Genomic DNA, 19,065 nt, shown 5'->3' on the forward strand with positions numbered 1-19,065 from the left:
AACTGCCCGCGAAAAAGCGCCGCATAAACAATATGCGACGCCAACGCGAGAGTAGAGAAGAAACGGGTATCCTAAAAAGATACACGCATCTTTTCGTGTCGTATATGACATTCCTCCGCTGGCATTACCCAGTTCAGGTTCAACGGTCGATGGCACAGTACCATCCTCTCAGCCTGGTGATTTCCAAGCTCCCGTGCTTTTTTGTATTTTGGATTGCAAGAATAGGATAACGGGAAGTCCATTTAATTTCAAGGGAAATTTTCCAGCGAAAAAATTGCGGGTGTGCAACACATTTTCCTCCCCCCTATTCTCATGAATCGGACTAAAACTGTTTCTGTAGACCCACATGAATCCTATCTGTTACGATGAAGTTCGAAAAAAAGCAATTGCTTCCAGCGCTTTGATTTTCCGCGTTGTCGAAGCAGGCTGGAGAAGTATTTTGAGGTGATGAGGTATGGATGTCTATTCGGATCTAAAACAAGGAGAACGTGGAGCGTGGGTGAGTATTTTCGCCTACATATTTTGCTCTGTATTAAAAATAGGAGTTGCGTATGTCACTGCGTCAGAAGCTTTAATGGCCGACGGTCTTAACAACTCAACGGATGTCGTCGCATCGATTGCTGTTTTGATCGGGCTGCGAATTGCAAGGAAACCACCTGATAAAGATCACCCGTATGGTCATTTTCGGGCGGAGACGATTTCAGCACTTGTCGCATCATTTATTATGCTATTTGTCGGAGTTCAAGTCGTTACGAATGCCGTACCATCCTTGTTGGACCCACATCATACGGCTCCTGACCTGTTGGCAGGGTGGACAGCACTTGCGACTGCAGTCATAATGCTTGGCGTTTATCGCTACAATAAAAAGCTCGCCATCAAAACAAACAGCCAAGCACTAAATGCAGCGGCAGCTGACAACCGTTCAGACGCATTCGTCAGTATCGGGACGTTTATCGGGGTAGCTGGCGCACAATTTCAATTGCACTGGCTCGATCCTTTAGCTGCTTTTGTTGTTGGTCTCATCATCTTGAAAACTGCTTGGGACATTTTCAGGGAAGCAACTCACCGTTTGACAGATGGCTTTGACGAGAGCGAGCTTGCGGACCTGCGGGCTACCATTTCCTCGATTTCGGGAGTTAAGGATATCAGTGACATCAAAGCCCGCTACCACGGAAGCAGCGTGCTGGTTGATGTTGTCATCCATGTAGATCCAGGTCTGAATGTGGTGGAGAGCCACACCATCACCGAGAAAATTGAAGAACAGATGCGCAAGATTCACCGCATTAACGCTGTTCATATCCATATTGAACCATGCAGGAAGATGGCGCCAAGCTAGATGTCTATATGTGAATACAAAAAAACCTGTCCAGAGTGGGCAGGTTTTTTTATGTGCAGATTAAACAGGGGTTGCCTTCTTTTTGCGCAGTGTTTTGGTTGTAGAAGTAGTCGTTTTCTTTTTTTGACCGGTTGCGGTCTCCTTTTTCGATGCTTGCTCTTTTTCGGACGAGGAGGCAGCAGTGGTGCGTTTTCGCGCAGGCTTTGACGGAGTCAGTTCAGGCTCGATTTTGATGGGTACTGCGGCTTGACCAGCTGTAGACTCCAAGCTTTCTTTTAGGGCCTGCATGAGATCAATTACATTGGTTCTTGCAACGGTAGGTGCAGTAGCGATCTCCTGACCCTCCAGTTTTTTCTCAATCAGTTTTTGTAGGTCAGATCGATATTCATCCGTATATTTTGCCGGATCAAAAGGGATCGTCATATTGCTAATGAGCTCAGTTGCCATCTTTAGTTCGTTTTCGGCCAATGGAACAGTGGCTTCTGGCAAGGCAGGCACTTGACTGACGGGACGTACTTCATCCGGATAGAAGATCGTCTCCAGCATGATGCAATGCTCATACAGTCGGATAACGGCCAGGCTTTGCCGATTGCGCATCGTCACCTGTGCAACGCCGATCTTGCCTGTCTGTTCCATGGCGGAGCGCAGCAGGGCGTATGCTTTTTCACCAGTGTCTTGTGGGGAAAGGAAATAGCTTTTATGAAAATAAACGGGATCGATCTCCGACAAGTCTACGAAGTCGAGTATTTCAATGGCTCTGCGTGTTTCTGGCGTAATGGCTTCCAGATCCTCATCGTCAATCATGACAAAATGTCCTTTTTCATATTCGAAGCCACGGACGATTTCGCTCGTATCGACCTCGCGCTGGCAGTGCGGGCACATTTTCGTGTACTTGATCGGGGTATTACACTCTTTATGCAGTTGGCGAAAGCGAATATCGCGCTCTTCGGTTGCAGTAAACATGCGGACAGGTATATTGACAAGGCCGAAGCTGATCGAGCCCTTCCACACCGTATGCATGCGGATACCTCCTTCACAGCTATTTTTGAATAGTATCTGTAACCGCATAGAAGAAGTGCCGAGGGAATTGAAGGTGGAAAAGTAAAAAGCCAGCCGATTTGATACGGCTGACTTCTTGTATAGCTACTGCCCATGTTTGACGATGTCCGATTGATCTGCACGCGATTGCATGTCTCGCGCCAGCTCGACATCTTTGCCAGTACGGTCCGCAATGGATTGGGCTTTGGACGCCTTCAACTTTTGTGCAGACGGTCGTTTTTCTGCCATGAACGACTCACTCCTTTCAGGCAATCTACATGTAGGGGGTGTTACAGGTACATGTAGTATGCGCTGCACACAAAAAAATACCCCATCGCCAAATGACGAGGGGCAGCCGTTCAACTCCTCCCGATGAAGGGAGCGATGGCACGAAATGCTCCTATCAGACACGTCGTGCGCCAAAGTGAACAGCCTTTCAATTATGGGAGAGGAGAAACCGGAGGAAGAGCTTATGGGGAAACGTAAGTCTTCTCCGCGGTTGTCAGCGACACCGTTGCGTCGCTATTCAACATCTTTTCCAATCGAATGGGGTTGTATACCTTTCTTGTACATAAATTTTTCCAGTTGCTAATTTTACGGGTGTATGCAGTTGTGATAGTATGATATCATTCTCAGTCTTAGAAAATCGCGTCATACAACATACATAGGAAAGCAGACAGGTGAAATGAGTATGCGAGTCATCGCTGGAGAACACAGAGGAAGACGGTTGGCAGCAGTTCCGGGGAAAGGAACGAGACCGACAACCGATAAAGTCAAAGAATCGATTTTTAATATGATTGGTCCGTATTTCGATGGCGGATGGGCATTGGACCTATACGCAGGAACAGGTGGTCTCGGAATCGAGGCATTGAGTAGGGGAGCAGATCGAGCTGTTTTTGTGGAGCGAGATCAAAAAGCATTTGCTGTAGTAAAACAAAACGTCAGCACTTGCAGGCTGGACGATTATGCAGAACTATATCGGATGGATGCGGACCGCGCCATTCGCACACTGAGTACGCGCAATCAAAAATTTGATCTCGTCTTTTTAGATCCGCCATACGCCCAGCAGAAAATTGTCGAAGAAATTGAGATGTTGCAGGAGCTGGGAATGTTGGCGGACGGAGCGTGGATCGTGACTGAGCATGATATCGCAGACTCCTTTCCAGATGCGATTGGTCATTGTGTGAAGGACCGAGCGGCTAAGTATGGGGATACGGCCGTTACCGTGTATTATTACGATTTGGAGCCACAAGCCTAACTTTCAAATCAAGGTGCAAAAGAGCACTAAGGGAGGATAACCCGCTATGGCAATCGCCGTATGTTCAGGAAGCTTCGACCCTGTTACTTATGGGCATCTCGACATTATTGCGCGGGGTGCCAACGTTTTTGATAAGGTCATTGTTGCCGTCTTAATCAATTCGAAGAAAAACTCATTGTTCAGCGTAGAAGAGCGCGTCGATTTGCTTCGTCAAGCAACGGCTGACATGAAAAATGTAGAAGTGGACTCTTTTGACGGTTTGTTAATTGACTATATGAACAAAAAGGGCGCACAGGTGATCATTCGTGGCCTTCGTGCTGTTTCTGATTTTGAATATGAGATGCAAGTCGCCTCGATTAATAAAAAGCTCGATGAAAATATTGAAACGTTTTTCATGATGACGAACAATCAATATTCGTACTTGAGCTCAAGTATTGTGAAAGAAGTTGCGAAATACAAGGCGAGTGTCGCCGATTTGGTGCCGCCAGTCGTAGAAGAGGCACTGAAGCGAAAAATGGCCGAGTAGATTATCGCGTCTTGCTGCGGTTCATGCGCGAAAGAGTCAGGCTGGTACACACCAGAATGGCACCGACGCCGATGGCGATTCCCCCTGATAGTAGCAGGGTCTCCCACCAGCTCGTCGCCGGAATCTCGGATTTCACATGTACAAATACAGGGACGGCTTTCTCCATGAACCAGGAACTGACTGTGGCAAGAGGTCCCCAAAAGACAAAGGTCAAAATCGCAGCTAGCAAAGCGTGCAGCGCTCTGGCAATCAAGTAAGGGGCGACGCGAATATCCGTTTCACTCAAGATACTCGCGACCTGCGCGTGAACACTCAAACCGCCCCAGGACAATACAGCACTGGCAATCGCTGCTTTCCAGACCAAGGAAACTTCATCAGGCACAATGCTCGCAGCCTGTGCGCCGAGGGTTACTTCGAACAAACCAGCCACGATTGCTTGGGAAAAGGCTGGTGGAAAACCAAAGGGACCGAGAATGATTGAGAGAAGCGTACTGATGATCTGTGTCAGATGAATCGTGGAGAATAGTTGAATTAAGACCGAAAAAACAATGATGAAGCCACCGATCATGAGCAAGGTATTCAGGGCGGATTGCACCGCTTCTCCCATTAATTTTCCGAACGGACGCCCATCACGGATACGTGCCCGATGCATCGCTTGTAGGGCGCGTAAAGGAAGCGGTAGTGAATTTTTCTCTAATGGGGCTGACGTAATGGCAAAAGGCGCATGAAAACGATAAATCACGCCCATGAGTACAGCTGACAAATAATGAGTCAGAGCTAAAATGATACCCATTTGCTCACTGTGGAAAAAGCCGATTGCCACTGCTCCCATGACGAATAAGGGATCTCCCGTCGTTGTAAAAGAGACGAGACGTTCACCCTCAGCCTTCGTCACATTACCTTGCAGACGCAGGCGAGTTGTCAGCTTTGCGGCTACCGGATATCCGGATGAGAAGCCCATAGCCAGTACGAACCCGCCAGTGCCCGGAACGTTAAACAGTGGGCGCATTAATGGCTCCAGTAACACACCGACGAAATGAACGACGCCCAGACCCATCAACACCTCAGACAGCACAATAAAGGGTAGCGTAGAGGGGAAAACTACCTCCCACCATATTTTCAGACCGCGTACGGCAGCTTCAAAAGAAATCTGCGAGTAAGCAATCAACGAAATAACAATGAAAACTGTCGAGAGGGCGAGCAACAAAGTAAGTACGGGTGAGTGGCGTGACATGGATTCCTCCTGAATCGAAGAAAAGTAGTAGTACATGTCTACGTGGCTGGCGGGAGAACTATGCGTAAGCTTGGTCGACGAATATCTCCCAAGTGTGAAAGGTACAGCGATTTACCACATAGGCTGGTTACAGGGAGGGGTTTTTCCATGCAGACAAAGCGTAAACCTATCGTGGGTGTAGCCCTAGGTTCTGGGGGCGCTCGCGGTTTTGCACATATTGGTGTATTGAATGCGTTAGAAGCACATGGCATCCAGATTGACATGCTGGCTGGCTCCAGTATGGGCAGTCTGATTGGGGCTGTCTATGCCAACGGAATTGAACCGCACATGATGGGAAAGCTTGCCCTTAATTTAAAACGCAAGCATTGGCTCGATTTGACAGTACCCAGCATGGGCTTTGTTACAGGGGAGAAGATCAAGCAATTGATTCGCCTGCTAACGCACGGAAAGCGCTTGGAAGAGCTGAACAAGCCGCTTGCCATTGTGGCGACGGATATTGAATCAGGAGAACGAGTTGTATTTCGTGAAGGTCCAATTGATCAAGCAGTGAGGGCAAGCATATCCATTCCAGGCATCTTCGTACCTGAAAAGGTAGGGGGGCGGCTTTTAGTTGACGGAGGAGTTATTGATCGTGTGCCCGTAACGGTGCTGCGTGAAATGGGTGCCGATATCGTGATTGCGGTAGATGTCGCCCAATTCGATACCCGGATGGAGGTCAAAAGTATTTTTGATGTAATTGCCCAGACGATTGATGTGATGGAAAGGGAAATTCTGCGACATCGAATCATTGCGGCAGACATCGTAATCAGGCCGGATGTTGGACACTATAGCAGTATCGCGTACACGGGTGTCGAAGAAATTATCGAGTTAGGTGAACGTGCGGGTACTGACCATATCGAACGCATTCAGGAACTTATTGCAGATTGGGAGGCGCAGGAATGAGTGAGGAACAGCTTTATGCCAATAGACGCAGATCTACAGGAACCAGAGGCTTTAGCTGGATACTTGCCTTGGTTTTTGTCTTGTTGGGTATTTCTTTTTTTGTACCGACGAATTATTACGTGAGTCGTCCGGGTTCAGCGATTGAGTTGGGGCCGATGATTCAAGTGGAAGGCGGCAAGAAAGACGAGACTGGCTCCTTCATGCTTACGACGGTCAGAATGGGCGAAGCGAATTTGCCGTGGTATTGGTATGCAAAAATGGCGCAGGATGTTGAGTTGATGCCCAAGGAGCTGGTTGTCAGCAAGGGCGAGAACAGCGAAGATTTTATCCGTAGAGAACAAGCGATCATGGACAATTCACAAAAAATTGCGGAGGCAGTCGCGTTCCGTCTTGCCGGTTTTGAAGTGAAAATTGAGAAGCAGGGTGTGTGGGTGATGGGGACTCTAGAAGGGTTCCCTGCCTATAAAGCATTGCGAATTGGTGATGTCATTACGTATGTTGACGGGGTTCGCACGTCTGAGGCAAAAGATTTGCTGACAGCCCTCTCTGCAAAAAAAGCAGGGGATCAAGTCGAAATTACGTACACAAGAGATGGACAAGAGGCCAAAACGATGTTAACCTTGGAACCACTACCTGAGTCCAAGTCAGTTGGAATTGGTGTGCGCCCTGACAACAAACAGGAAATCATCATACCGAAAGAAGTAACCATTGCCTCTCAAGGGATTGGTGGTCCTTCTGCGGGATTAATGATGACACTGGAGATTTATGACCAGTTAAATACGGAGACGGATTTGACAAAAGGCTATAAAATTGCAGGAACAGGCACGATTTCGTTAGACGGAAAAGTAGGCAGGATCGGTGGCATTAATCAAAAGGTAATCGCAGCGGACAAAGCGGGTGCAGAGATCTTCTTTGCTCCGCAGGATACGCCAGATACGAACTCCAATTACGAGGAGGCGTTAGCGACTGCCAAGCGGATTGGAACTTCAATGAAAGTGGTTCCAGTCAAGACGGTAGAAGAAGCGATTACGTACTTGAATGGACAAAAACCGAAATCTACCTGAGCAAACTAGCTGTCAAGCAAAAATGGTTGACAAAGCTTTGGGCAGGGTCTATAATCATCTTTGTTGTGCATGAGGTGAAATGCTATGAACATTAAGTTGGCAGAGTTAGAGCACCGAAAAGGAGAGCCGTTGCCATTCCAGGTAACTCTGGATGCAGATGAGCTGAAGAAGCGCCATCATGAGGTTCGCGGGATTACTCCTGTGAATGCGAGTGGTGAAGCCGTACAGCTGGGCAATCTCTATTACGTAAAAGGAAGCATGAAGGCAGATGTGAATTTTGTCTGCGCGAGATGTTTGAATCCTTTTGTCGATCAGGCAACAGTAGATTTCTCTGAGACATTTGCGCTTGCGGATGATCCGATCCTGCAAGATGACGAGGACAGCGATATCCTTCCTCTGGAAGGCGATGAAATCGAGCTGGACTCGCTGCTGCAAGAGGATTTCTTACTGGCAATGCCGACCTTCCCGCTTTGCGAGGAGGATTGCAAAGGTCTGTGCCCGACTTGCGGTGTGAACCGTAATGAAAAGGCATGCAGCTGCAAGAATGAGCGTGTTGACCCGCGATTGGCTGGGTTGGCTGACTTTTTCAAAGACAGCAAATAAGTATTCTTACTGTATTCAAGATGATTCGCCGACCATTCGTGGCAGCGTCTCATTTTTGAAGGATGGCATAAGCATTTTGCCTATACTGTCCACCCAATAGAGCTTCTTAGCATTTGTCACTTGAAGGAGGTGTAAGGAAGATGGCAGTACCTCAACGGAGAACTTCCAAAACCCGTAAAAGAATGCGTCGTACGCACTTCAAATTAGAGATTCCAGGCATGATCAAATGCGATAATTGCAGCGAATACAAGCTTGCGCATCGTGTTTGCCCAAGCTGCGGTCACTACAAAGGCGTGAAAGTAGCGAAGTAATATTCGCTGCTAAGAAAGCAAGGTGAGAAATCGCCTTGCTTTTTTTGTTTCTTTCTATTGCTTATTATTACTTACAAACACTTATTATCACTTGCGTAAATCACTTAAATCACTTATAATGAAGGCAGGATAAGGATGGGGTTGAGGCTTCGTGTTTCAAGAGGAGAGGCTCGCTGCAATTCTTGCGTATTTGCAGGAGCACCAGCGAATCAGTGTGCAAGAGGTAGTTGAGCAGTTTGGGGTTTCCCGTGACACAGCGAGGCGTGACATCGTCAAGCTGGAGGAGCAGGGTCAAATCCTGCGAACTAGGGGAGGAGCAGTATTGCCCAGCCTCAACAAAAAGAACTACTCCCATCAGGAACGAATGCAGCTTGATTTGACAGGAAAGCGCAGTATTGCAGCAGCAGCGGCCCGTCTGATCAAAGATGGAGATTATTTGCTGCTCGATGCTTCCACAACCGTTCAGCTCACAGTGGAATCCTTGCAGACTCGCGATCATGTCATCATCACGAATTCATTAGCGACTGCCTCCAGTATGTCCCGAAAAGAAGGCGTTCTTGTCAAGCTTTTGGGCGGAGACGTACATGCAGAGGATCAATGTGTCCTCGGTACTCGCGTGATTCAAAACCTTGCTGATTTTCATGTCGACAAAGTACTGGTTGGTGCATGCGGTCTTACAAAGGAAGGGCTCATGTCTACGCAGGAAGATCACGGCTTTCTGATCAAAGAAATGATCAAGCGCGCCGATCAAGTGATCATCCTCACTGACCATACCAAGTTTGGAAAAAGCATGCTATATCGCGTTGCCGGTTTTGATCAGATCGATATTATCGTGACGGATAAGCTGCCTGAAAAGGAAATGGTTGAAGCTTTGCACGCTAACGATGTAGAGGTGATTGTAGCTTCCACATGAAGCTATTGATCCATAAAAAAGAGGATAAGTTCTATTTGGCTGGCGTGAATGGGTGACCAGCGTGACAGCAAATGGATTTATCGAAAGAGAGTCCTTCAAATGGGAAGGGCTCTTTCTTTTTTTCTTGCATTTGTATACAGCCCCTGCTATTCTAGTAATCCTGACTTTTCCAAGAGGAGGGTTCTATGGTCTATTGGCGGATTATTCGCAAGAGCTATCGTCGAAATCTTCAGTATCGTTTATCGCATGTCATCAACAATGTCGCAAGCTCGATTTTTGGGCTTGTTTTTATTGCCATTTGGACGGGTGTCCTTTCTGGAAAACAAGTATATGGCCCATATGATGTCAAAACGATGGGGTATTACATTGCGATTTGCCAGAGTGTTCTCTGGATGACAACCTTTATGTCGCCGGGTCTGAACGTCCAAATAGCGGTAAGAAGCGGGGCTGTCAGCCTGGATATGATCAAGCCTGTTCATTATCTTTGGTACATGCTCAGTCAGGAGTTTGGACGACTTTTGTACAACGCTTGCTACCGAAGTGTTCCGATCGGCTTGCTGCTAGGATTAGCGGTAGGCTTCTTTTTTCCCTCCGATCCGTTCACTTACTTCTGGTTTATCCTCTCGCTACTGCTAGGAACTTACGTAGGTATGTTGCTCTTTTATCTCGCGGGCATTTCCTCCTTCTGGACGACAGAAATACGCTGGGTACACCTAATCCTTTTGTCATTGATCTTTGGGTTAGGTGGACAAATGATTCCGATAGATTTGATGCCTGGGATGATTGGAGAGGTAGCACCTTATTTGCCCTTTTCCGCGATGATTTATTATCCAGTCATGACCTTGCTAGAGCTTGCTCCTCCTTATGGCATGCTCGTACAAGCTGGTTGGGCGCTCGTTTTAACGGCAGTTGCTTTATTGGTGACGAACATGGCAAGAAGAAAGCTAGAAATTCAAGGAGGATAACGATATGTTTGCCCTCTATCGCAAACTGATTGCGGCCAGCATTCGCTCGCAAATGCAATACAAGATAAATTTTGTCACGAGCGCTGCCACGACCGGAATGATTATGGTGCTTGATTTTATTATTCTCTCTGCGATTTTGTACCGATTTCACGATGTGGTCGGGTGGAATATATACGAGGTTGGGATGCTTTACGGGATTTCCTCGGCATCTGTCTCCTTGTATCGACTGTTTGCCCCGGAAATCAACGACTTTGAGAAGTACATCGTGCAAGGAGAGCTCGATCAATTGCTCATCCGACCTGTTTCGCCTTTGCTTCTGCTATTGACACGCAATCTTGATTTGTCGAGAGTGGGAGGAGTGGTGCAAGGGATGTCTGTTTTGGTCGTCTCATTGTCGGGACTTGCGGCGGAAGGGAAATCGATCATGGGGTTGGTGTTATTCTCGCCGATTGCCATTTTGTCTGGCGGAGTCATCTATTTCTCCATTGGACTTGCTACGGCTGGGGTCGCTTTTTGGACGCATCAGATGAAAGACATGCTGACCTTTACCATTTATGCGCCAGCCAATGCTTCCAATTATCCGATCGGGCTATATCCAAACTGGCTCAAATGGCTGTTTTTCTCAGCGATTCCGATCGCATATATGAATTATTTGCCAATGTTGACGCTGTTGGGCAAAGGGGGCGAATGGTTTTACCCGATACTCACCCCGGTAGCTGCAGCGATTGCTTTTTATTTCGCTCGTATGCTGTGGAATGTCGGGATTCGACACTACCATAGTACAGGGAGCTGAGGAGGGGTAACATGATTGAAGCAAAGCACATCGAAAAATCATTTTTCCTGACAAAAGCGAAAGAGGGGCGCTTTGCTTCTCTACGAACACTCTTTTCTCGTGAACAAAGGGAGGTCAAAGCCGTCCACGATATCTCTTTTTCCATTGACAGAGGCGAGTTCGTTGGATATATCGGGCCGAATGGCGCAGGAAAATCGACGACAATCAAAATGCTCGCAGGAATTCTTCATCCCAGTCAGGGGGAAATACGAATTGGCGGATATAGTCCGCAGCGGGAACGAATTCAAGTAGCCTCACAAATCGGTGTGGTGTTCGGGCAGCGAACACAGCTGTGGTGGGATTTGCCAGTCAGAGATTCCTTCGAAATTTTGCAAGCGATGTACAAAATTAGCGACAAGGCATATCGGCGATCGATGGAGGCGTATCAGGAACTGCTGGATCTCCATGAATTCCTGGATACGCCAGTGCGTAAGCTGTCATTGGGTCAGAGGATGAGAGCTGATTTAGCGGCGGCACTGCTGCATGATCCGCCTGTCCTGTTTTTAGACGAGCCTACGATTGGGTTGGATGTGGTCGCGAAGACTCGCATCAGAGCGTTTTTGAAAGAAGTGAATCAGACCCAGAAGAAGACGATTCTATTGACGACGCATGATATGGACGATATTGAGCAACTCTGCAACCGGATCATCGTGATCAATCATGGCAAAAAGATGATGGATACGAGCTTGGTCGATTTGCGACGTCAGATAGGGCTACCAAGCCTCATTCGAATCGAATTTCGACAACCGCCCGAAAAGCTTTACGACCTAGAGGGAATCGAGCGGATGGAGCTAGCAGAGAATGTACTTTCGATTTACTTCGACAAAGGAAAAATTTCTTCCCCGCGAATCCTTGCCGAAGTAGCGGGCTGGGGTGAGCCGCTGGATATTCAGATGAAAGAACCGGGGATTGAGGAGATCATTCGGCTCATTTATCGTTAGGGACGGCTACCTAATTTCGCGAACGATACTTGTAATTCCACATCTTCTCCCTTATACTGTGTTTTGGTACCAGGTATTAAAAACAGATCGCAATCATACATAGTACAATTGAATCCTGCTTATGGGGGTGTTCGGCATCGCCCGCTTGCCAAAAAAAGATCGCCAGTCCCGCTTGGTGCAGTATCTGGCGGATAATCCATTTGCGACGGACGAAGATCTGGCTGAGTTATTTCATGTCAGTATTCAAACCATACGTTTAGACCGTCTGGAATTAGGAATACCTGAGCTGCGTGAACGTATCAAGACAGTCGCAGAGAAAAGTCTTGATCCTGTAAAATCATTGGGTGTCGATGAAATCATCGGTGAAATTGTTGATCTACAGCTCGATTCACAGGCCATTTCCGTATTGGAAATCAAAGAAGAACACGTTTTTTCGAAAACACAAATTGCCAGAGGGCATTATATATTTGCTCAGGCCAACTCATTGGCAGTAGCAGTAATTAACGCAGACGTAGCGTTGACAGCTACGGCGAGAATCCGCTTTGTGCGTCCTGTACGAATAGGGGAAAAGCTGGTGGCCAAAGCAGTGGTAAGAAGCCGAGACGGCGACGAATGCAAGGTGCGCGTAGAGACAAAGGTCCAAGGTGAATTGGTCTTTACCGCAACCTTCCGTGTAGTTGAAATGTCGAGCTACCATAACAGCATGGATGAGGAGTAAGGAGGAGTCACGGTTGCGAATTGCAGTGGATGCGATGGGCGGCGATCACGCACCGAAGAGTACCGTATTAGGGGCGCTTGCTGCCATCAAGGAAAACCCAGCCATTACAGTTGTATTGGTGGGAGATGAACAGGCTATTCGGAACCACTTGCCGCAGGATATTCCGGCAAACATCGAGATCGTTACTGCAGCGGAAGTGATTTTGCCAGATGATGAACCGGTTCGAGCTGTTCGGCGTAAGAAAAATTCTTCGCTGGTCGTAGCTGTTGAGATGGCGCGCGAGAAAAAAGTCGACGCGATGATCTCGGCTGGGAATACGGGCGCTTTAATGACAGCAGGCTTGCTGTACGCTGGTCGCATGGATGGAATCGAGCGCCCTGCGCTTTGTGCCTATATCCCGAATACAAAAGGCCGAGTAACACTGACGCTAGACGTCGGAGCCAATATGGATGCCAAGCCACATCAGCTTGTACAATACGCGGTGATGGGGAGCTTGTATGCTGAAAAAGTGTTGGGCTTCGAGCGGCCGACAGTAGGCTTGCTGAATGTCGGGACGGAAGAAGGAAAAGGGAACGAATTAACGAAAGCTGTTTTTCCTCTCCTTCAAGAAGCTGACTTGAACTTTGTAGGAAATGTGGAAGCGCGCGATGTTATGCAAGGAGCCTGTGATGTGCTCGTATGCGACGGCTTTGTAGGAAATGTTTTGTTAAAGGCCGTAGAGGGTGCTGCCTCCACAATCTTTTCGCAGTTGAAGCAGGAGTTTACTTCCAGCCTGATTAATAAGCTAGGAGCGGCCATTCTGAAACCTGGATTGGTTCGCTTTAAAAAGAAAATGGATTATGCGGAATACGGTGGTGCTCCCTTGCTGGGATTGAAATCCCCTGTGATCAAGGCCCACGGTTCCTCAAATGAACGTGCGATGAAAAACGCGATTGTTAGTGCTACGCGATTTATTCAGCAGGACGTGAACGAGGTTATCCAGCAATCATTACAGAAAAATACTTTGGGAGAAAGCGAGTGAGGCAGATGAGTGCAAAGCGTTCAGTAGGAATTTTGTCTACAGGGTCTTATACCCCGGAGCGGGTGTTGACGAACTTTGATCTGGAGAAAATGGTGGAAACCTCTGATGAGTGGATTGTTTCCCGAACTGGCATCAGAGAACGCCGCATTAGCTCACCGGAGCAAGCTTCCTCCGACTTGGCTTACGAGGCTGCCAAAGAAGCGCTCGAAAAAGCAAACATCAGCGCGGAACAGTTGGATATGATCATTGTCGCTACCGTAACGCCTGACATGTCGTTCCCGTCTACTGCTTGCTTGCTGCAAGAAAAGCTGGGTGCTACACGTGCGGCTGCTATGGATCTTTCCGCGGCTTGCACAGGCTTTTTGTATGGAATTACGACAGCGACTCAGTTCATCGAAAACGGTTTGTATAAAAAAGTGTTGGTCGTAGGCGTTGAGACCTTGTCCAAAATTACGAATTACAAAGATCGAAATACATGTGTGTTGTTCGGAGACGGCGCAGGTGCAGCTGTTATCGGTGAAGTTACTGAGGGCTACGGCTTCCAGTCCTTTGAGCTCGGCGCAGATGGATCAGGCGGATCTCTCTTGTGCATACCAGCAGGCGGTTCCAGAACACCTGCATCTACTGAGTCTGTCGAACAAGGACTGCATTATCTCTACATGGCAGGCGGAGAAGTTTTCAAATTCGCCGTTCGCGTCATGAATTCTGCAACAGAGGCTGTCTTGTCCAAAGCGGGCGTATCGAAGGATGAGATCGACCTGTTGGTGCCGCATCAGGCAAACAAACGCATCATCGACTCTGCTGTACAGCGTTTCGGTCTGTCTGAGGATAAAGTTGCGATCAACCTGGATCGTTATGGAAACATGTCCTCTGCCTCCATTCCAGTAGCGTTGGATGAAGCAGTAAAGGCTGGTCGCGTAAAAGAAGGCGATAACCTGATTCTGGTTGGGTTTGGTGGCGGCTTGACTTGGGGAGCGACGCTCTTGAAGTGGTGCACGACTCCGGCAGAAGGGAGCAAGTAGGAATGGGAAAAGTAGCCTTTGTTTTTCCGGGGCAAGGTTCGCAATTTGTAGGAATGGGGCAAGCGCTCTCCGAACAATCGGAAGCTGCCCGTCACATATTTGAGCAGGCTGATGAAGCGCTCGGCTTTTCCTTGTCGGGACTGTGTTTTGCAGGACCAGAAGAGGAATTGAAGCTGACAGCAAACACACAGCCAGCTATTTTGACAGCCAGCATCGCTGTTATGGCAGCATTGAACGAAAAGTTGCCTGACTATAAGCCGGCGTTTGTAGCGGGTCACAGCTTGGGTGAGTATTCTGCTCTGGTTGCAGCTGGGGCCTTGTCCTTTGCAGATGCAGTTAAAACAGTGCGAGCTCGTGGGCAGTTCATGGAAGAGGCAGTACCAGCGGGACAAGGTGCAATGGCCGCTGTCTTGAACATGGATCGCGCGGCACTGCATGCGGTTTGCGAAGAAGTAACAGCATCTGGACATCCTGTTCAATTAGCGAACATGAACTGCCCGGGGCAAATTGTCATCTCTGGTTCTGCTGAAGGTGTGAAACTGGCCGGTGAAAAAGCGAAGGAAGCGGGCGCAAAGCGTGTCCTTCCGTTGAATGTAAGCGGTCCGTTCCACTCGAGCTTGATGCAGCCCGCAGCAGATAAACTGCAAGCAGTTTTGGCTGGAGTTACGGTACAAGAAGCGACTGTGCCTGTTGTGGCAAACGTAACGGCTAGACCAGTGTCTGAGGCTACTATTATTGTAGATCAATTAGTTCAACAAGTTTCCGCCCCAGTTTTGTGGGAGGACTCTGTACAATGGATGGTCGAAGCAGGCGTGACAACCTTTGTAGAGATCGGTCCAGGAAAAGTTTTGGCCGGATTGATCAAGAAAATCGCACCAGCGGATACGACGATTATCTCTGTACAGGATATGGATTCGCTTACTGAGCTATTGAACGGAGGGGTACTATGCTAACAGGAAAAACAGCACTGGTCACAGGGGCTTCCCGTGGCATTGGGCGTGCGATTGCATTGAAGCTAGCAGAAGCTGGTGCTAATGTGGTTGTCAATTACGCAGGTAGTGAAGCGGCAGCGAGCGAGACTGTTGCGCTTATTAAAGAAATGGGCCGCGATGCCATCATGATTCGCGCGAACGTTTCTTCTACAGAAGATGTCAACGACATGTTCAAAGCTGCTTTGGATCATTTTGGTGTGATCGATATTCTCGTGAACAATGCGGGTATTACTCGCGATAACCTGATCATGCGCATGAAAGAAGACGAGTGGGACGATGTCATTGCAACGAATTTAAAGGGTGTATTCAACTGCGTAAAGGCAGCGACCCGCCCAATGATGAAGCAGCGTTCAGGCAAAATCATCAACATCACCTCTGTGGTAGGTGTTTTGGGGAACGCAGGACAAGCAAACTACGTGGCGGCAAAAGCTGGGGTTATTGGCTTGACGAAGACGGCTGCTCGCGAGCTGGCTAGCCGTAACATCACGGTGAATGCTGTTGCACCAGGATTTATCGATACAGAAATGACTGCTGTATTGCCTGAGGATGTCAAAGCAGGACTCACAAGCCAAATTCCGCTTGCCCGCTTAGGACAGACTGATGATATCGCAGCTGTGGTGCTGTTCCTGGCATCCGATGCGGCCAACTACATGACAGGGCAGACCCTGCATGTAGACGGCGGAATGTACATGTAATTAGAAAACCTCAATCGAGCGTTTTTACGAAAACTGGTTTTTTGAAAGCTCATCCACTATAATACGGGAGAGGGGGTGAAGCAAGATGGCAGATACTTTGGAGCGTGTAAAGAAAATCATCGTCGATCGTCTGGGTGTAGATGAGTCCAAAATTACTTTGGAAGCTTCTTTCAAAGAAGACCTGGGCGCTGACTCCCTGGATGTGGTTGAACTCGTAATGGAACTCGAAGATGAGTTTGATTTAGAGATTTCCGACGAAGATGCTGAAAAGATCACTTCTGTTGGTGAGGTTGTTAAATACATAGAATCTCACAAGTAGTTGGATCTGTTGGAAGTCCCGTACCATACGGGACTTCTCCTTCAATAGCCACCTGTACATAATCCAAATAAATACATGTTTTGCATGCAGTGAATGTGAGAAGCTGACTGCTGACTTTCATATAGAGGTGATTGCAATGAAACGCAGAGTGGTGATTACTGGCGTTGGTGTCGTTTCTCCAGTAGGGAATGACGCGCAGACTTTCTGGAACAGCTTGCTGGAAGGAAAATCAGGCATTGACCGTGTGGCTGCCTTTGACGCTTCTGATTATCCAACACAAATTGCAGGCGAAGTGAAAAACTTCGATCCTGAGCAGTATATGGACAAGAAAGATATCCGACGTACAGACCGATTCGTTCAGTTTGGATTAGCTGCTGCCAAAATGGCTGTAGAAGATGCAAAACTGGAGATCACGCCAGAAAATGCGGAACGAGTGGGTGTATACATCGGGTCCGGAATCGGTGGTCTGACTACATGGGAAGAACAGCATTCCGTATTGTTGGAAAAAGGACCGCGTCGCGTGAGTCCGTTCTTCATTCCGATGCTGATTGCAAACATGGCGTCTGGTGCAGTATCCATTCAATACGGTGCAAAAGGACCAACTTCCAGCGCGATTACTGCTTGTGCGACAGGTACCAATGCGATCGGTGATGCACTGCGTCTGATCCAGTTCGATCACGCAGATGTTATGATCGCAGGTGGAGCAGAAGCAACGGTGCGTCCAATGGCATTTGCAGGCTTTTGCTCAGCGAAAGCGATGTCCACCAGAAACGATGAGCCGCAAAAAGCAAGCCGTCCGTTTGACCAAGATCGCGATGGCTTCGTAATGGGCGAAGGTGCTGGTGTTCTGATCCTGGAAGAGCTTGAGCATGCGAAAAAACGTGGAGCAACGATCATCGCGGAAGTCATTGGCTACGGGATGAGTGCAGATGCTCATCATATTACTTCTCCATCTCCTGGTGGCGAAGGGGCAGCGCGTTGCATGGCAAGCGCACTGAAAGACGCTGGCGTTGACCCAACAGAAGTTCAATATATTAATGCACATGGTACTTCTACTGACCAAGGAGATATCGCAGAAACACAAGCGATCAAGAGTGTGTTTGGCGAGCACGCATACAAACTGGCTGTCAGCTCGACCAAATCGATGACAGGCCATCTGTTGGGTGCTACTGGTGGTGTCGAGGCCATCGCGACGGCATATGCGCTGCGTGATCAAGTACTGCCTCCAACAATCAACTTGGAAAACCCGGATCCAGAATGTGATCTGGACTATGTTCCGAACCATGCGCGCAAGGCGACCGTCAATGTGGCTGTTTCCAATACATTTGGATTCGGCGGTCACAACGCAACGGTAATCCTGAAGCGATACGAAGCATAAATGAGCCCTACTGATAGAAAAAGTAGGCAGTCTCCTGGAATGGTGGTGAGGGTGATGAATTTTGCACAGCTGCAAGAAATGATAGGCTTTCGCTTTCGCGATGAAAGTGTTTTGCGGCAGGCATTCACCCATTCTTCCTACGTGAACGAGCAACGCGGCAAACGAATATCAGACAATGAGCGGCTAGAGTTTTTGGGGGATGCTGTGTTGGAGTTGACTGTCTCCCAGTTTTTGTATAAAACTTTTCCGAAGATGAGCGAAGGGGAAATGACGAAGCTGCGTGCAGCCATTGTCTGTGAACCTTCTCTCGTCAAGTTTGCTGAACTGTTGAATTTTGGCGATCTCGTATTGCTGGGAAAAGGGGAAGAGCTGACAGGTGGACGTCAGCGACCAGCCTTGCTAGCGGACGTTTTTGAGGCGTTTGTAGGTGCGCTTTACTTGGATCAGGGGTTGGACGCAGTCTTTTCATTTATGGAAAAATACGTGTACCCGCGCATCGACAAAGGAGAGTTTGCCCAGGTAACCGACTTCAAGAGCCAGTTGCAGGAATTTGTTCAACAAGACAATCTGGGAGACATCCATTACCGAATTGTAGAAGAAAAAGGACCAGCTCATAATCGAGAATTCGTATCTGAGGTGCTTTTGAACAATCGTTCGCTTGGCATCGGCTCTGGCCGCTCCAAAAAAGAAGCGGAACAGCAAGCTGCTGCACGAGCATTGGTCAAGCTGGGGGATAAATAATCACTCGTCAGCGAGAAGGGCTGCATCATCTGCTACAAGATGGTGCAGCTTTTTTCTTTCGGGTGGGAAACATAGGGAAAATACTGCGAGATGACCGCTATCTATGATACACTTACCTACAGATGACCATGTAGGCTCGTAGTAGGTAGCTCCTGTTCGATGCAGGGGCTTCTTTTCGGGTACCATCCGAACCTTGCATGTTTTCAATCTGTCAGT

The 19,065-nt window shown here is 48.2% G+C and carries 22 protein-coding genes and 1 riboswitch; of the genes, 19 read left to right on the top strand and 3 right to left on the bottom strand.

Annotated features, from left to right (window positions below; all coding sequences use genetic code 11):
- Nucleotides 1-92: 92 nt before the first annotated feature.
- A riboswitch (TPP riboswitch) is annotated at nt 93-205 on the bottom strand.
- Between the two features lie 249 nt (nt 206-454).
- Entirely contained in the window at nt 455-1,336 is an 882-nt protein-coding gene (locus POF51_RS07385; RefSeq protein ID WP_069849358.1) for a cation diffusion facilitator family transporter, read from the top strand.
- A gap of 60 nt (nt 1,337-1,396) precedes the next feature.
- Here the strand turns inward: POF51_RS07385 and ku are convergent, their stop codons facing one another.
- Both ku and POF51_RS07395 read right to left on the bottom strand, forming a co-directional pair.
- Nucleotides 1,397-2,356, bottom strand: coding sequence for a non-homologous end joining protein Ku (ku, locus tag POF51_RS07390; RefSeq protein WP_069849356.1), 960 nt, complete (start codon nt 2,354-2,356; stop codon nt 1,397-1,399).
- Nucleotides 2,357-2,479: 123 nt separating this feature from the next.
- Nucleotides 2,480-2,623 (bottom strand): hypothetical protein, encoded by a 144-nt coding sequence (locus POF51_RS07395; protein WP_016743266.1) that lies wholly within the window; start codon nt 2,621-2,623, stop codon nt 2,480-2,482.
- 442 nt (nt 2,624-3,065) lie between these two features.
- Here POF51_RS07395 and rsmD point away from each other — a divergent pair, with 442 nt between their 5' ends.
- Together rsmD and coaD are read left to right on the top strand one after the other, a co-directional pair.
- Entirely contained in the window at nt 3,066-3,632 is a 567-nt protein-coding gene (rsmD, locus tag POF51_RS07400; protein ID WP_069849354.1) for a 16S rRNA (guanine(966)-N(2))-methyltransferase RsmD, read from the top strand.
- 46 nt (nt 3,633-3,678) lie between these two features.
- Nucleotides 3,679-4,158 (top strand): pantetheine-phosphate adenylyltransferase, encoded by a 480-nt coding sequence (gene coaD / locus POF51_RS07405; protein ID WP_007728199.1) that lies wholly within the window; start codon nt 3,679-3,681, stop codon nt 4,156-4,158.
- A 1-nt stretch (nt 4,159) separates the two neighbouring features.
- On the opposite strand, the gene ylbJ is transcribed toward coaD, so the two are convergent.
- Nucleotides 4,160-5,392 (bottom strand): sporulation integral membrane protein YlbJ, encoded by a 1,233-nt coding sequence (gene ylbJ / locus POF51_RS07410; RefSeq protein ID WP_271754706.1) that lies wholly within the window; start codon nt 5,390-5,392, stop codon nt 4,160-4,162.
- A 147-nt stretch (nt 5,393-5,539) separates the two neighbouring features.
- On the opposite strand from ylbJ, the gene POF51_RS07415 reads away from it, so the two are divergent.
- The 16 genes from POF51_RS07415 (at nt 5,540) to rnc (ending at nt 18,849) form a co-directional block, all read left to right on the top strand.
- Complete coding sequence (locus POF51_RS07415; protein WP_069849348.1) at nt 5,540-6,334, top strand: patatin-like phospholipase family protein; 795 nt, start codon at nt 5,540-5,542, stop codon at nt 6,332-6,334.
- Nucleotides 6,331-7,398 carry a SepM family pheromone-processing serine protease gene (locus POF51_RS07420; protein WP_017249382.1) on the top strand — a complete coding sequence of 356 codons (1,068 nt, stop codon included), beginning with the start codon at nt 6,331-6,333 and terminating at the stop codon, nt 7,396-7,398. The genes POF51_RS07415 and POF51_RS07420 overlap by 4 nt, the downstream gene beginning before the upstream one ends.
- An 84-nt stretch (nt 7,399-7,482) precedes the next feature.
- On the top strand, nt 7,483-8,001 hold the full coding sequence (locus POF51_RS07425) for a YceD family protein (RefSeq protein WP_069849346.1): 519 nt from the start codon (nt 7,483-7,485) through the stop codon (nt 7,999-8,001).
- 140 nt (nt 8,002-8,141) lie between these two features.
- Nucleotides 8,142-8,312: a 50S ribosomal protein L32 gene (gene rpmF, locus POF51_RS07430; protein ID WP_005834357.1), complete on the top strand. Its 171-nt coding sequence runs from the start codon at nt 8,142-8,144 to the stop codon at nt 8,310-8,312.
- A gap of 151 nt (nt 8,313-8,463) precedes the next feature.
- On the top strand, nt 8,464-9,225 hold the full coding sequence (locus tag POF51_RS07435) for a DeoR/GlpR family DNA-binding transcription regulator (RefSeq protein ID WP_017249380.1): 762 nt from the start codon (nt 8,464-8,466) through the stop codon (nt 9,223-9,225).
- Between the two features lie 185 nt (nt 9,226-9,410).
- On the top strand, nt 9,411-10,190 hold the full coding sequence (locus tag POF51_RS07440) for an ABC transporter permease (protein ID WP_017249379.1): 780 nt from the start codon (nt 9,411-9,413) through the stop codon (nt 10,188-10,190).
- A 4-nt stretch (nt 10,191-10,194) separates the two neighbouring features.
- Nucleotides 10,195-10,983 (top strand): ABC transporter permease, encoded by a 789-nt coding sequence (locus tag POF51_RS07445; protein ID WP_017249378.1) that lies wholly within the window; start codon nt 10,195-10,197, stop codon nt 10,981-10,983.
- A gap of 11 nt (nt 10,984-10,994) precedes the next feature.
- Nucleotides 10,995-11,963: an ABC transporter ATP-binding protein gene (locus POF51_RS07450; RefSeq protein WP_069849343.1), complete on the top strand. Its 969-nt coding sequence runs from the start codon at nt 10,995-10,997 to the stop codon at nt 11,961-11,963.
- Between the two features lie 121 nt (nt 11,964-12,084).
- Nucleotides 12,085-12,681: a transcription factor FapR gene (gene fapR / locus POF51_RS07455; RefSeq protein ID WP_412678981.1), complete on the top strand. Its 597-nt coding sequence runs from the start codon at nt 12,085-12,087 to the stop codon at nt 12,679-12,681.
- Nucleotides 12,682-12,694: 13 nt separating this feature from the next.
- On the top strand, nt 12,695-13,702 hold the full coding sequence (gene plsX / locus POF51_RS07460) for a phosphate acyltransferase PlsX (RefSeq protein ID WP_069849341.1): 1,008 nt from the start codon (nt 12,695-12,697) through the stop codon (nt 13,700-13,702).
- 5 nt (nt 13,703-13,707) lie between these two features.
- Nucleotides 13,708-14,724, top strand: a complete 1,017-nt coding sequence (locus POF51_RS07465) for a beta-ketoacyl-ACP synthase III (RefSeq protein WP_026043147.1) — start codon at nt 13,708-13,710, stop codon at nt 14,722-14,724.
- A 2-nt stretch (nt 14,725-14,726) separates the two neighbouring features.
- On the top strand, nt 14,727-15,677 hold the full coding sequence (gene fabD / locus POF51_RS07470) for an ACP S-malonyltransferase (protein WP_064200679.1): 951 nt from the start codon (nt 14,727-14,729) through the stop codon (nt 15,675-15,677).
- Nucleotides 15,671-16,411: a 3-oxoacyl-[acyl-carrier-protein] reductase gene (fabG, locus tag POF51_RS07475; protein ID WP_017249372.1), complete on the top strand. Its 741-nt coding sequence runs from the start codon at nt 15,671-15,673 to the stop codon at nt 16,409-16,411. Before fabD ends, fabG begins: the two co-directional genes overlap by 7 nt.
- An 85-nt stretch (nt 16,412-16,496) precedes the next feature.
- Nucleotides 16,497-16,730, top strand: a complete 234-nt coding sequence (gene acpP, locus POF51_RS07480; RefSeq protein ID WP_005834336.1) for an acyl carrier protein — start codon at nt 16,497-16,499, stop codon at nt 16,728-16,730.
- Nucleotides 16,731-16,866: 136 nt separating this feature from the next.
- Nucleotides 16,867-18,108 carry a beta-ketoacyl-ACP synthase II gene (gene fabF / locus POF51_RS07485; protein WP_017249371.1) on the top strand — a complete coding sequence of 414 codons (1,242 nt, stop codon included), beginning with the start codon at nt 16,867-16,869 and terminating at the stop codon, nt 18,106-18,108.
- Nucleotides 18,109-18,162: 54 nt separating this feature from the next.
- Nucleotides 18,163-18,849, top strand: a complete 687-nt coding sequence (gene rnc / locus POF51_RS07490) for a ribonuclease III (RefSeq protein WP_232030391.1) — start codon at nt 18,163-18,165, stop codon at nt 18,847-18,849.
- Nucleotides 18,850-19,065 lie beyond the last annotated feature (216 nt).

The sequence above is a fragment of the Brevibacillus sp. AG genome, from assembly GCF_028369215.1.
In the GTDB taxonomy this organism is placed as follows: domain Bacteria; phylum Bacillota; class Bacilli; order Brevibacillales; family Brevibacillaceae; genus Brevibacillus; species Brevibacillus porteri.